Here is a 12,576-nt window from a genome sequence, read left to right on the forward strand (position 1 = left end):
TTAAAAAAAATAGGAAGCATATAAAAAGATGAGAGCCTAACAGCTAATTTTTGGACCCTTAATCGAAACCCTCTCAGCAAATTTCTTTATCGGGTATTCTATTCTTTGACCTACCATTTGTTATGCACTCTTGTACAATTGGTTATCATTTAAGTTGACTGCGAATAGGTTTTGTCCAATACAAAATCAAAAAAATAATTGAGGGGATTAAAAAGAATGTTGCAAAACCATATGTTATTTTGTCCGATCCATTAATGAAATTTTTGAACATCAACGTAGTAATTAAAACTCTACTGATGTAAACAGATTGAAATAGGGTGTAGATATAAAGACCGATTCTTTTTCTTTGAATCATAAAAAATGCACCCATTAATGTTCCAATAGCAGAGTCTGCATAAACCCAATCACCAACATAATAGTTGTTTCCCTCTATCATAGAGGCCATTTCATAAAAATAGGCCCGGGCCATGGTAAAAATGGAACCGATAATGGTCAAAATACAAAGGGAGACTAAAAGCGTCGCGTTATTTTTTTGATTGATCATACGTTTCGTTTTTTATGACCCTTAAAGTATATAATGAAATATTGGAGAATTGGTGGAGATTGATGGTTATTGGATATCAATTGATGAAAGGCCAAATGCCCTACCTAAAGCGTAACATTCTTGGGCGAATATTGGTAAGACCCTGAAATGAATTCAGGGTGACGAATCGAAATTTAATCAGTCTTCAACCAAGGTGAGGCTCAAAGTCCCATATTGCCCTTGAAACTCGGGGACATCCAATTGATAGGTATAGTTGCCTTGGGCCAGCGGGGTCTCCCCAACATAATCTATGGGTTGAATGGTATAGGTTTCCCCATCAATGGTGAGTTCTATAAAACCATAGCTATAGGCCCTATCAAATTCTTTATACCCTGAGATTTCCCCTGCGGCCAAATTGCCATAATTTTCTTGTTCACCATAGGGACTAACGACGATGTTCTCAAAATCAAAATCGCTCACGTTGGACAGGCGGATGTAGACGGGGCCATAGTCCTCATCGGAGCAGGCAACAAGGCCCACAAGGACACAAAGAAGGAGGATCACTTGTTTCATGGGTTGAGGTCTTTACCGTACTGATGTGGTTATGGCCCATGGGTTGCGCAGACTACGTTTAAATTAATCGAAACCCTCACTGAAAAATTCCTCTAGGGTCATGTCAAAAGCTTGGGCAATTTTGAGCAGACTGGTGTATTGCATATCGGTTCCAGTTTCGTAACGACCATATTGTGCCCGATGGATGCTATTGTCGTAGGCAAAACTTTCATAACTAGAATATCCCTTTTGAAGTCGTAAGGATTTGATACGCTCAGCTAACTTCTTAATCTCTTTGGATTTGTCCATAAAGTAAAGAAATCAAGAGTACTATCAATAAGTAACTACTAATTAGTGGTTATTTTGAAATCTTTTTATATCTTTAGATATAAATGTCCCAAACATGGATGAAACCCAAATCACACAACTCCAAGACTGGATTACCGATACCTACGGTACACCGGAAGCACTGGCTCATTATCTAGATTTGGCCGTGGAAATGTTATTTTACTTGGAACTAGATGTCTTTGAGCAGATTGAAGTGCAGGATGTGGTGACGACACTTAAGGGGATTAAGAGGGTTTTTAGGAAGTAGGTTTATATATCATTTTGGGATCACTATTCTAGCAGCCCAATTTTTTTGCCGATTTCCCGTTTTGATCGCTCAAATAGTTCACCTCCAAACTCTTCGTTGTCCAAAGAAATTGTGGTAATGTCCGTAACACCCATGATTCCAAAAATGAACTTGAGGTAGGTGCTTTGAAAATTCATATGTTCGTTTTTTTCGTTTTCACCATAACCCGTATCACCCCTACTGGATAGAATAAACATCCTTTTATCTTCCAGCAGTCCAACGTAATCTCCATCAGGTTTTCCAGAACGGAATCTCCATGTTTCATTGATACGCATGATTTGATCAATATATGCTTTTAATCCACTGGGTATAGACCAATTGTACATTGGACTTCCAATCACATAGATGTCATTTTCTTTCAACTCTTTGATGAACTCATTACTCAACCTAACTCCTTTTTGATTGGCTTCGGTTCGGTTTTTGGGATTCGTGAATGCACTAGCTATCCAACTCTCATCAATTGGAGGAACAACATTGAGTCCAACCTCCCTTAAGGTAAAAACATCTTCAGGATACTTTTGTTTCCAATTTTCCATGAACAGTTCTGTGAGTTTTCTGCTTTGCGATTTTTTACCCCTTACACTTGCGTTGATGATAAGTACTCTTTTCATGTGCCTTATTTTTATAGCACAAAATTGACACGAAATGAAAATGTAAAAATTGACCTAGTTCAATAAAGATTTATTTTTTTCTGATACGGCTTATAAACTCGGGAGAAATGCCTAGATAAGAGGCAATCAAGTATTGGGGCACTTTTTGTGCAATTTTTGGGTAATCTTTTAAAAAAGCAGAATATCTATAAGCTGCATCATAGGTGTTGCCAACAATGATTCTTTGCTGCAAACTGCCTAAGTAGGCCTCCAAAATAATGCGAAAATACCTTTCAAGTTTTGGTATTTCGGCCAACATTTTCTGAAATGACTGATAACTGATTTGCAACAACCTTGTTTCCTCCAATGCCTGAATGTTATATATTGAAGGTCTTTGCTTTTGGAAACTTAGGATATCTGTGGCCCACCAATCATCAATTGAAAAATACAGGATTTCTTCCTTGCCCTTATCCGAATTTATATAGAATGCTTTAAGTGCCCCAGAGATGATATAATTATCATTTTTGCAAACCTCACCATTTCTTAAAAGATAATCCCCTTTATCCAAAGTCTTCTCTGTCCAAAAAGTGTCAAACAGACTTTTTTCCTCTGGGCTAAGTTGTACGTGTTTTGATATATTTTGTATGAGCTGATAATGCATACAGTGGGATATGGTCTTTTCAAAGATAGTGGATAAGCGTAAGTTGTTTGAAGAGGTAAAATTATCACTCCCCAATCATCTTGATAAACTTGGCGGGCACCCCGCCCACAATGCTATTGGCCGGTACGTCCTTGGCTACCACGGCCCCGGCCACCACCACGGCATTTTCACCTACGGTGACCCCCGCTAAAATGGTAGCTCCGGCCCCGATCCATGCATTTCGTTTGATCACCACCCGGTGCAGGGACAGAGATTTTCGGTTGGCGGGCGCAATGGGGTGGTTTTCGGTAATAACACTCACCTTGGGGCCTATAAGGACTTCGTCCTCTATGGTAATGCCACCCAAATCCAAAAAGGTACAGTCGTGGTTGATAAAGACATTTTTGCCTAAGGTGGTATGTCGACCAAAATTGGTATGGAAAGGCACAAAAATGCGGGTACTGCCGTCAATTTTCTTTCCTGTGATTTCACTGAGCCGCTCCCGAATCTGCTCTACATTGGTGGAGGTGTTCAGGGCCGCTTTCAGTTCCATGGTCTTGGCCACCACTTTCCAAAGTTTGGGCATTTGGGGGTCGTCATGGGGAATGGTGCCCCCTTCGCGCATCCGTTCAAACAGGTCTCGGGTATCGTGGCTCATCACTACAAAGGTCTTGGTTATCCTTAAAGATAGCCCATTTACCCTGTTGCCAAGAATGACAAATGTTAGTTTTCCTAGAAAAGATAGCCCAAACGCACCCCTCCGTAGTAATTTCTGCCATTTCCGGGGTAAAAGAAGCGCGGTTGTGCACCGCCAAAGCCTGTGGCATTGATCAAAACGGATTGCGCATAGTTGGTATCGAACAGGTTATTGATGCCGGCATGTACTCCAAGCGAAATATGGTTGGAAAGCTGCGTTTTGTACCCCAATCGCGCATTAAACACGTTATAGGAATCGCTGCTCAACGTACTGGCATCGTTCAATGGAATGTTGTCCACATACTGGTGGGTGAGGTTCAATTGCAACCCGTTGGCGTGTTGCAGGTCTATCCCCGTGTTCAAGCGATGCTTGGGCACCCCGGTCAAGGGATTGCCGGAATAGTCGTTGTCCTCATTCACAAAATCCACAAACGTATGGTTGTTAAAGGTATAGCTAAAATAAGGCGCCAAGGAAAGTTGGTTGGAGAGTCGGGCGATGTATTTCACATCCATTTCCACCCCTTGGTGACGGGTTTCCCCGGCGTTGGTGCCAATATATTGGTCCTCGCCCACCCGTTGGGCCACCAAAAGATTGTTGATGTTCATGCGGTAGAGGGCCACATTGGCCGAAAAGCGTTTTTGCAACCAAGTCCATTGCGCCCCGATTTCGTAATTGGTACCGGTCTCTTGGGCAATATCGGGGTTGATGACGCCTTCGGGGGTCAAGGTTTCCTCCAAACTTGGGTTGGAGAACCCACGACTGATGTTGGCATACAGATTCCCATTGTTGATGGCGTATTGCAGTCCAAAACTGGGCAATAAAATGGCATCAAAATTTCGAGTGGCCGAAGTGTTGGCCGAACCTTGGTTGAACAAATCCTTAAAATTGTAATGGGTCTTGTTGAGGTTGAGCCCCACTTGGGCCGATAGGTCAGTGGTCAAGGCATAGGTGAAGGTCGCAAATGCATTAAACTGCCTACGGAACTCGGTGTTCTGGCTCAAACGGTCCCCCTGAAGGCTACCATTGCCATTGTTGTCTTGGTAGAGGTTCTCAAAGGTGCCCCAGTGGTATTCATCCTTGTAGAGTTCGGCACCAAAGGTATATTCGGCCTTGTCAAAACTACCCTCAAATTGACTTCGGAAGCCAAAGCCGTTGGTAAATTCATCCAGAATATTGAACGGACGTGGCTCGTAATGGTCCGTGTAGGTATAAAAAATGCTGCTGGTGTTTTTGAACGCTTCTGAAAATTGATAGGTATGCGACAAACCTGTAAGAACATATTTGTTGGCTTCATAACCTTGAGCCGCTAACCAGTTTCCGGCTGCACGGGTGGGGTCTTCTTCCAAATCGGTCTGGTTGATGGAACTTGCAATACCTGCGGTATAATCAATATAGTTCATCAAGATTCCCATACTACTTTTTGCGCTGAGGCTGATGTTGCTGGTCAATAAAAATCCATCACGTTCAAAGCGACTGTTTTGCCGGAAGCCATCCGTTTCCAAATGGTTGTAGCTAAAGGTGAGGTCGAAGGTTTTTTCAGAATGGGTAAAGGAAAGATTGTCCTTCAACATATTGTAAGACCCTACATTAGTGGTATTGATGAGCTGGGTCTCGTCTGTTTGTGCTGATTTGGTGTCCAGTATAATTGCTCCACCCAAATTGGTGCCGTAAACGGTTCCTTTTGGACCTTTGATGACCTCCAAAGAGCCCAAATTTTCCAAATCGAAGGCCTCAATATCGGAGAAATTGGTGCCGTTGGTCACGGGAATACCATTAAAATACATTCGGAGTTTGTCCGTACCATATAAAGTCCGTGCCCCAACACCACGAATGGTGATTCTGTTGGTGTTGATGGCCCCAGAGAGGATATACACCCCGGAAATTTGGTTCACCGCCGAAGGGATATCGGTAGGATTGAAGCGCTCAAAGGTTTTGGTGCTGATGGTGGATGAAGCGGTAATTCCTGTGGCCTTTTTGGGAGCGAGGTCTTCGGTAAGGATGATTTCATCCAATTGGGTTATGGAATCTTTTTGGACGTCCTGACCCAAAATATGGGCAGTGCAGAGTAGTGCTATGCTAAAAATAAAAGCTTTCATTTTGTTTGTGAGGGAATTATGTGCTGACAAGTACTATTATTTTTTGAGATTGATGGTTTCGCCATTTTGGGCACTCTTTCGGGCGGCATCCAAAATTTCCACGACCACCATATTGTTTTCCAAGGAAGAAAGGTCGTTTGGCGAAAGGGTTATTTTGCCACGGACAACTGCCGCAAGCAAGGAAAAGGGGTCGTTATAGGGTGAAGGCCTTTCCTCAAGAACCATTTGTTCTTCGTCATAGCCATCATACCCCTCTGCCATACGAATGCGCAAGGTGTTACGGTTATCGGCATAAATGGCCCCGGTAAGGCCATAGAGTTCCATGTCCTTTCTGCCAATGGGCCAGTTCCATGAGGGTTCCAAGATAGCTTGGGAATCATCATAGGTAAGTATGATGGTGGCATCGTCGTCCACTTTGGGATTGTTTTCGGCCTGAAGCTGTTGGGTCACTGCTGTAACCGTGTTAGGCTTTGCGCCTTCTTTGAGCCAGGTCATCAAATTGGCCCCATAACAACCAAAATCGGTAATGGCTCCACCGCCATTGAGGACAGGGTCTTGAAGCCACTCCAAAAACTCTTGGTTGACGCCTATTTTTACGGGTCCACGGTGTCCATCCCGAACGATGACCTTACGTAGATCTCCAATTTTGCCTTGGTCCAATAGTTCTTTGGCCTTGTGATTGGTGGGATACCAGGTCGTTTCGTAATTGGTGAGGAGATGGATATTGTGTTTTTCAGCCAAGGCTTTCATTTGTTCTGCATGCCCCATGCTAACGGCCAAAGGTTTTTCAACCATTACATGAATCCCTTTTGGGGCACAGGTCTGTACAACTTCCAGATGATCATAAATGGTGCCAAAGGCCGTTACCGCCTCTGGCTTTGTAGCGGCTATCATTTCTTCCAACGAATCGTAGACCAAATCCATGGAAAAACCATGCTGGTCGGCATAACGTTGCGCCAGCTCCCGATTGGGTTCGGCGATGCCCACAATTTCAATATCACTAATGTCTTCACGGCCCAAAATCCAGTGAACATGAGTATGGGTGAGCCCAGCCACCCCAATTTTTAAGGGTTTTTCTTGAGATAGACCAACCGATAAGTTAATCGTGCAAAAAAAGAGGGCAATGAAATTGCGAAGCATGTGTTTGTTTAATTGGACATAAAAATAACAACTAATCTGCCAGTTCTTTCAACAAAGTTGTTGTATTCATCACTTTAGCAAATTCATCCTTGAGGTTGGCTAGGGCAGCATGGTGAATAATATCAGCACTTAACCGTTGCCCATCCACTCCAATTTTATCAAAAGCAGCCGTGGCATCAGCAATAAGAATAACATTAAAACCCAAATTGGCGGCCATTCGCACCGAAGTGGAGATACAGTGCTCCGCGGTAAGTCCAACGATCACCAAATCGGTAATGTTTTGAGACTTTAATCTTGTTTCCAAATCCGTTCCGATAAAGGCACTGTTCACATTTTTTTGGATGACAGGTTCATGTTCTGATGGTTTTACCAAAGGATGGAAATCATTACCTTCTTTACTCGGATGGAGTGGCGATGCCGGATTGGTGGAACAATGCTGCACGTGAAAGATGGGCCAATTTTTATCCCGAAAAGCATTTAGGATTCTAGAACAATTGGCCTCGGCATCTGGATTACTGCGCTCGGTGCCGTAAAACTTCATTTCTTGAAGACCTTGTTGAATATCGATGAGGAGTAAAGCGGTCATTCTATTACAATTTATACCTAAAAGTAGGGATTAAAACCTGAAACCAACAGACAATCCACCACGGTACATAAAGTCATCCTGAAAATCTTCTGGGTTGATGTTCCGCCCCAGACCCCCAAAAATTTCCACGGTGAATCTCTGATCACGAGTAGACCATTTATTGCCCAATCCCAATCCTAAGGCTGTGGTACTATAATCCCTGTTTCGTTGCAGGTCATCCTCAATTTCATCCTCCCCCGTGTAGTAGAGTCCAAAAGCTTCAGCAAAGAACCCGCTTCTAGGTTGATAGCCAAAATAGGCCCTAAAATTGGGTCCGATTCCAAAATTGCCATTATAATCGGTGGCATCGTTATCAAAATAAACGGTTGCTCCGATACTTGCGTTTTCACTAAAGTAGTATTCGTAGGAACCTTCAACCGTGGAGGTGGCCAAGAACAACCCAATATTGAATTTGATCTCATTGCTGTTATAAAATGTTGGGTAAGCCTGTGCCGATAGCAAATAACCAGAAAACAGAAAACCGAGAAACAAAAGTTTTTTCATGAGGTATATTTTAAATCCAAGAAGGATAATCAATTAGCGTTCCAAAAACAAAGGTACAGCATGCATGTGGATCAGCTTTATTTTAACAAAACAGTGGCAATGGCTATTTTTAGGCAAAATTTTAGAATGAAGATTGTCTCCTATAATGTAAATGGCATTCGAGCTGCCATCAATAAAGGATTTGTGGATTGGTTGCAAACCGTGAACCCAGATGTAGTGTGCCTGCAAGAAACCAAGGCTATGAAAGAACAGGTGGATACTTCGGTTTTGGAGGAAGCCGGATACCCCTATCATTATTGGTTCAGTGCCCAAAAAAAAGGATATAGTGGAGTGGCATTGCTCTGCAAGGAGCAACCGGATCATGTGGCATACGGAACGGGTATCGATTATATGGATTTTGAGGGAAGGAATATTCGCGTAGATTATGGTGACCTGTCCATCATGAGCATGTATTTGCCATCAGGGACCAATTTAGATCGACTGGACCTAAAGCTGACGTACATGGCCGATTTTCAAAAGTACGCTGATAAGCTTCGGAAGGAACGTCCCAACCTTGTGGTCTGTGGCGATTACAATATTTGTCACGAAGCTATTGACATCCACGACCCTGTCCGGAATAAAAACGTATCAGGATTTTTACCTGTAGAGCGGGAGTGGATCGGCAACTTCATAAAAAGTGGCTTTATTGACAGTTTTCGACATTTCAACAAAGAACCCCACAATTATACGTGGTGGAGCTATAGGGCCAATGCCAGAAACAATAACAAGGGTTGGCGTTTGGATTATGGCATGGTCAACGAATCATTGCAAGACCGATTAAAGCGTTCCGTGATTCTTTCAGAAGCAAAACACAGCGATCATTGTCCCATTTTGCTGGAGTTGGAAAAATAACAATTGCTTTAAAAGTCAAAAATTAGGATTGCCTACCTTAGTCGCTTAAAAAATATAGCTTGATGAAATACACACGAATTCCACATACCGATATCAGAATAAGTAAAATCTGTTTGGGCACCATGACCTGGGGGCGACAAAACACTCAGGAACAAGGGTTTGAACAGATGGATTATGCCTTAGACCAAGGCATTAACTTTTTTGATACTGCGGAACTGTACCCCATTCCTGCCAAAAAGGAGTTTTATGCCGTAACGGAGGAAATCATTGGGAATTGGTTCAAAAAGACAGGAAATCGAAATCGAGTTGTGTTGGCCACAAAAATGGCAGGTCCGGGAGGACCAGGCCCGTTTATCAGGGATGAAGGATTCAACAAAAAAGAAATTGTTGAATCTGTGGAAAAGAGTTTAAAGCGACTCCAAACTGATTATCTTGATTTATACCAGTTGCATTGGCCAGAGCGGAACACCAACTATTTTGGACAGCGCGGCTACAATGCCCATGCGGTGGATTTGTGGGATGACAATATCCACCAAATCTTGGAAACTTTTCGGGATTTGATTGCTGAAGGGAAGATTCGGCATGTGGGACTTTCCAACGAAACGCCTTGGGGTGTCATGCGCTTTTTGGAGGAAAGCAAGGTACACAGAACCTTACCTCGAGTTAAGACCATTCAAAACCCGTACAACTTGCTGAACCGGCTCTACGAAGTAGGCCTTTCTGAAATTTCAATGCGGGAACAAATTGGACTTTTGGCCTATTCGCCGTTAGGATTTGGGGTGTTGAGTGGAAAGTATCTGGATGAAATACCTCCTAGAAAAGGAAGACTTACTCTTTTTCCCAATTACAGTCGCTATAGTGGAGATATTGCAGTAGAAGCTACTAAAAAATATGTAGAATTGGCTCAAAAACACGGATTGAGTGTGGCCCAAATGGCATTGGCGTTTGTGAACACCCGTCCGTTTATAACGAGCAACATCATTGGAGCTACTACCATGGAACAACTTAAAGAAAATATTGGAAGTATTGAGGTGAATCTTTCGGATGAGGTGTTGAAAGGGATTGAGGAAATCCACAATGCTATTCCGAATCCAGCGCCTTAATTTATCCGAAAAGTAGGCTGACGACATCCTCAATCTTAGACACTTTCTGAATCTGGATTGTGGTGTTTTTTAGCCCGATTTTATTGCTCTTGGAAACATAAATAGTGGTGAAACCCAGTTTTTCGGCTTCTAAAATGCGCTGGTCCACCCGTTGTACAGGACGAATTTCACCTGCAAGCCCAACTTCAGCAGCAAAACAGATTCCTTTTTCAATGGGAATATCTGCATTGCTGGAAAGAATCGCGGCCATCACTGCCAAATCAATGGCGGGATCATCCACGGAAATCCCTCCAGTGATATTCAAGAAAACATCTTTGGCGGCCAGTTTAAAACCGGCTCGTTTTTCCAAAACGGCCAAAAGCATGTTCAAGCGTTTGGCATTGAATCCGGTGGCGGAACGTTGTGGAGTTCCATATACGGCAGTGCTTACCAAGGCTTGAATTTCAATCAATAAAGGACGCATACCTTCCACAGTTGCGGCAATGGCGGTACCGCTGAGGTCTTCCTCGTTTTTAGAGATAAGCACTTCCGAAGGGTTGTTCACTTCCCGTAATCCGCTGCCTTGCATTTCATAAATACCCAATTCGGCGGTGGAACCAAAACGGTTTTTTAGGGAGCGCAAAATGCGGTAAACGTAGTTTCGGTCGCCCTCAAATTGAAGTACCGTATCTACCATATGCTCCAAAATTTTGGGTCCAGCAATGGTGCCATCTTTGGTGATGTGTCCCACCAAAATGACTGGGGTATGACTTTCCTTCGCAAATTTGATAAGCTCCGCAGCACATTCCCGAATTTGGGAAATGCTTCCCGCGGCCGATTCAATATAATCGGTGTGGAGGGTTTGAATTGAATCTATCACCACCAAATCCGGCTCCAGTGAAGCAATTTGTTGAAAGATGTTCTGGGTTTTGGTTTCGGTGAGGATAAAACAATTTTCACTGTTGGGTTGAATACGATCTGCCCGCATTTTAATTTGCCGTTGACTTTCTTCTCCAGAAACATAGAGGGTTTTAAAAGGTAACTTTAGCGCAATTTGAAGCAGCAGGGTACTTTTTCCGATACCCGGTTCACCGCCCAGCAAGGTCAGGGAGCCAGGGACCAATCCACCACCTACCACTCGATTGAACTCTTGGTCTTGCGTATCTAAGCGAAGTTCACTTTCATGGGTAATTTCAGAAACACGAAGAGGTTTATTGGCTTTTTTATCAGAAACACTGCTGGCCTTCCAGCTTCTTTTGTCCTCTTTTTGAACCACCTCTTCCACAATGGTGTTCCATTCCTTGCAGGCAGAACATTGTCCGACCCATTTCGCGTATTGGGTACCACAGTTTTGACAAAAAAAAGCAGTTTTGGTCTTGGCCATTCCTTGAATTCAGGTTTTGGCTAAGATAGCAAAGTCCGTAGAAGAAATTAGATTTTAATACCCGAAGTCGGCTTTGAGTGCATCGATTTTTTCCAAGGCCATATCCTTGGTCAAAAAGTCGATTTCCTCCATTTGAAATGCTTTTTCGAAGGTTTTGAACGCTTTTTTGGGCTCTCCGAGTTCCTCGTAGTATTCGCCTTCAAAATAAAAGCCCATCATAGTTTCGGGATATTGTTCCTTGCAAAGGTCGGCCAAAGGTTTTAGGGACTCAAAATCATCCTTTTTTCTACAGGCTGCATAAATGGCCATGATGTCATTGAGTTCCACGGGTTTTTCAAAACCGAAAAGCTTTTCGATCAACGCATACCGATCCTCCAAGTATTTAAACGCAGGTTCATCGGAAGTGATGATTTCGGTTTTGTATTCCTTTGGAGTTATAGGCCTAAACATGTTGAAGACATTGTCAAACGCTTTGCCAATCCCATAAGTTATAATGGAAACATGATCAGCGTTATCAAATTCATCAAAGAAATAATGAAGTGATTCCTTAGTGATGGAATTGATGTTGTGGTTCATCTGAAGGATAAGTTGCCTGTCATCCGAAGCTTCTTTTTCCACAATCACATTGTAAAAAATCTCTTGATCCAAAGCGGATAACCGAGCAGGTACTCTATTTTCCATTTCAGAAGCCAAAATAGGCGAAATGCTCACATAAGAATTAAAAAGAGATCGATCCTTAAAGAGGTAATAGTTGCCGAAATTGGCCGTAATGTCATAACCAATGAACATTTTAAAAGGAGCAATGTTGTAGCTTGTTTCCAGGTAGGGAATAATTTCGGTACCCAAAAATTCATAGAACATTTTACCTTTATCAGAAGGTAGGCCTGAATCTTCCTCATAAGCACAATCTTCCCAACGGATATCATTTTTGCTTTGATCAATGCCCACCACAATAGCCTGTGGCATTCGACCCAATCTACTTTGGAATTTTACATTGGCCACCACCAAATCAAAAAGGTATTCGGCATCCAAAACAACAATAAGGGGATATTTTTTTTCTTCAGTATAGTCTTCCGGAAAATAGTAGGAGACATCCCTTCGCTCTTGAAGTTTAAAGGATTCAAAGATTTCCTTTTTTACCTGTGCTCCAAGATTAAGGCAAACAAAGCCCATCAATAGAAACAATAGACATTTTCTCATTGGGTAAGATTTAGTTGG

15 protein-coding genes are annotated in these 12,576 nt (G+C 42.7%); 3 read left to right on the forward strand and 12 right to left on the reverse strand.

All coding sequences use genetic code 11. From position 1 onward, the window contains the following. Positions 1-145 precede the first annotated feature (145 nt). The 3 genes from J0X14_RS02910 to J0X14_RS02920 all read right to left on the reverse strand — a co-directional run bounded on the left by J0X14_RS02910 (position 146) and on the right by J0X14_RS02920 (position 1,384). Positions 146-544, reverse strand: a complete 399-nt coding sequence (locus J0X14_RS02910; RefSeq protein WP_207096252.1) for a hypothetical protein — start codon at positions 542-544, stop codon at positions 146-148. A 177-nt stretch (positions 545-721) separates the two neighbouring features. Next, the gene (locus J0X14_RS02915) at positions 722-1,096 is read right to left on the reverse strand and encodes a hypothetical protein (RefSeq protein ID WP_207096253.1); all 375 of its coding nucleotides are present in this window, start codon (positions 1,094-1,096) and stop codon (positions 722-724) included. 63 nt (positions 1,097-1,159) lie between these two features. Next, positions 1,160-1,384 carry a helix-turn-helix domain-containing protein gene (locus tag J0X14_RS02920; RefSeq protein WP_207096254.1) on the reverse strand — a complete coding sequence of 75 codons (225 nt, stop codon included), beginning with the start codon at positions 1,382-1,384 and terminating at the stop codon, positions 1,160-1,162. 94 nt (positions 1,385-1,478) lie between these two features. Here J0X14_RS02920 and J0X14_RS02925 point away from each other — a divergent pair, with 94 nt between their 5' ends. Then, complete coding sequence (locus tag J0X14_RS02925; RefSeq protein ID WP_207096255.1) at positions 1,479-1,670, forward strand: hypothetical protein; 192 nt, start codon at positions 1,479-1,481, stop codon at positions 1,668-1,670. A 23-nt stretch (positions 1,671-1,693) separates the two neighbouring features. Here J0X14_RS02925 and J0X14_RS02930 read toward each other — a convergent pair whose 3' ends face one another. From J0X14_RS02930 to J0X14_RS02960, 7 genes are all read right to left on the reverse strand, one after another. Next, positions 1,694-2,320 carry an FMN-dependent NADH-azoreductase gene (locus tag J0X14_RS02930; RefSeq protein ID WP_207096256.1) on the reverse strand — a complete coding sequence of 209 codons (627 nt, stop codon included), beginning with the start codon at positions 2,318-2,320 and terminating at the stop codon, positions 1,694-1,696. Between the two features lie 70 nt (positions 2,321-2,390). Continuing rightward, positions 2,391-2,960, reverse strand: coding sequence for a Crp/Fnr family transcriptional regulator (locus J0X14_RS02935; RefSeq protein WP_207096257.1), 570 nt, complete (start codon positions 2,958-2,960; stop codon positions 2,391-2,393). Positions 2,961-3,024: 64 nt separating this feature from the next. Beyond that, positions 3,025-3,597: a DapH/DapD/GlmU-related protein gene (locus tag J0X14_RS02940; RefSeq protein ID WP_207096258.1), complete on the reverse strand. Its 573-nt coding sequence runs from the start codon at positions 3,595-3,597 to the stop codon at positions 3,025-3,027. A gap of 74 nt (positions 3,598-3,671) precedes the next feature. Then, on the reverse strand, positions 3,672-5,732 hold the full coding sequence (locus tag J0X14_RS02945) for a TonB-dependent receptor family protein (protein WP_207096259.1): 2,061 nt from the start codon (positions 5,730-5,732) through the stop codon (positions 3,672-3,674). A gap of 36 nt (positions 5,733-5,768) precedes the next feature. Beyond that, positions 5,769-6,872, reverse strand: a complete 1,104-nt coding sequence (locus J0X14_RS02950; protein WP_207096260.1) for a Gfo/Idh/MocA family protein — start codon at positions 6,870-6,872, stop codon at positions 5,769-5,771. 31 nt (positions 6,873-6,903) lie between these two features. Beyond that, a complete protein-coding gene (locus tag J0X14_RS02955) occupies positions 6,904-7,458 on the reverse strand; it encodes a cysteine hydrolase family protein (RefSeq protein ID WP_207096261.1) in 555 nt (184 codons plus the stop codon). A gap of 30 nt (positions 7,459-7,488) precedes the next feature. Next, on the reverse strand, positions 7,489-8,001 hold the full coding sequence (locus J0X14_RS02960) for a hypothetical protein (protein WP_207096262.1): 513 nt from the start codon (positions 7,999-8,001) through the stop codon (positions 7,489-7,491). A 126-nt stretch (positions 8,002-8,127) separates the two neighbouring features. Here J0X14_RS02960 and J0X14_RS02965 point away from each other — a divergent pair, with 126 nt between their 5' ends. Next, positions 8,128-8,892: an exodeoxyribonuclease III gene (locus J0X14_RS02965; protein ID WP_207096655.1), complete on the forward strand. Its 765-nt coding sequence runs from the start codon at positions 8,128-8,130 to the stop codon at positions 8,890-8,892. A 62-nt stretch (positions 8,893-8,954) separates the two neighbouring features. Beyond that, complete coding sequence (locus J0X14_RS02970; RefSeq protein ID WP_207096263.1) at positions 8,955-9,995, forward strand: aldo/keto reductase; 1,041 nt, start codon at positions 8,955-8,957, stop codon at positions 9,993-9,995. 1 nt (position 9,996) lies between these two features. Here J0X14_RS02970 and radA read toward each other — a convergent pair whose 3' ends face one another. Together radA and J0X14_RS02980 are read right to left on the reverse strand one after the other, a co-directional pair. Then, positions 9,997-11,358: a DNA repair protein RadA gene (radA, locus tag J0X14_RS02975; protein WP_207096264.1), complete on the reverse strand. Its 1,362-nt coding sequence runs from the start codon at positions 11,356-11,358 to the stop codon at positions 9,997-9,999. Between the two features lie 54 nt (positions 11,359-11,412). After that, entirely contained in the window at positions 11,413-12,558 is a 1,146-nt protein-coding gene (locus J0X14_RS02980) for an alpha/beta hydrolase (protein WP_207096265.1), read from the reverse strand. Between the last annotated feature and the right edge of the window lie 18 nt (positions 12,559-12,576).

Source organism: Allomuricauda sp. CAU 1633 (assembly GCF_017313225.1).
In the GTDB taxonomy this organism is placed as follows: Bacteria; Bacteroidota; Bacteroidia; order Flavobacteriales; family Flavobacteriaceae; genus Flagellimonas.

What these genes read in the sequence shown, in the direction of transcription:
- J0X14_RS02910 (WP_207096252.1), bottom strand. Translation starts at nt 544, where the DNA reads ATGATCAATCAAAAAAATAACGCGACGCTTTTAGTCTCCCTTTGTATT.
- J0X14_RS02915 (WP_207096253.1), bottom strand. Translation starts at nt 1,096, where the DNA reads ATGAAACAAGTGATCCTCCTTCTTTGTGTCCTTGTGGGCCTTGTTGCC.
- J0X14_RS02920 (WP_207096254.1), bottom strand. Translation starts at nt 1,384, where the DNA reads ATGGACAAATCCAAAGAGATTAAGAAGTTAGCTGAGCGTATCAAATCC.
- J0X14_RS02925 (WP_207096255.1), top strand. Translation starts at nt 1,479, where the DNA reads ATGGATGAAACCCAAATCACACAACTCCAAGACTGGATTACCGATACC.
- J0X14_RS02930 (WP_207096256.1), bottom strand. Translation starts at nt 2,320, where the DNA reads ATGAAAAGAGTACTTATCATCAACGCAAGTGTAAGGGGTAAAAAATCG.
- J0X14_RS02935 (WP_207096257.1), bottom strand. Translation starts at nt 2,960, where the DNA reads ATGCATTATCAGCTCATACAAAATATATCAAAACACGTACAACTTAGC.
- J0X14_RS02940 (WP_207096258.1), bottom strand. Translation starts at nt 3,597, where the DNA reads ATGAGCCACGATACCCGAGACCTGTTTGAACGGATGCGCGAAGGGGGC.
- J0X14_RS02945 (WP_207096259.1), bottom strand. Translation starts at nt 5,732, where the DNA reads ATGAAAGCTTTTATTTTTAGCATAGCACTACTCTGCACTGCCCATATT.
- J0X14_RS02950 (WP_207096260.1), bottom strand. Translation starts at nt 6,872, where the DNA reads ATGCTTCGCAATTTCATTGCCCTCTTTTTTTGCACGATTAACTTATCG.
- J0X14_RS02955 (WP_207096261.1), bottom strand. Translation starts at nt 7,458, where the DNA reads ATGACCGCTTTACTCCTCATCGATATTCAACAAGGTCTTCAAGAAATG.
- J0X14_RS02960 (WP_207096262.1), bottom strand. Translation starts at nt 8,001, where the DNA reads ATGAAAAAACTTTTGTTTCTCGGTTTTCTGTTTTCTGGTTATTTGCTA.
- J0X14_RS02965 (WP_207096655.1), top strand. Translation starts at nt 8,128, where the DNA reads ATGAAGATTGTCTCCTATAATGTAAATGGCATTCGAGCTGCCATCAAT.
- J0X14_RS02970 (WP_207096263.1), top strand. Translation starts at nt 8,955, where the DNA reads ATGAAATACACACGAATTCCACATACCGATATCAGAATAAGTAAAATC.
- radA (WP_207096264.1), bottom strand. Translation starts at nt 11,358, where the DNA reads ATGGCCAAGACCAAAACTGCTTTTTTTTGTCAAAACTGTGGTACCCAA.
- J0X14_RS02980 (WP_207096265.1), bottom strand. Translation starts at nt 12,558, where the DNA reads ATGAGAAAATGTCTATTGTTTCTATTGATGGGCTTTGTTTGCCTTAAT.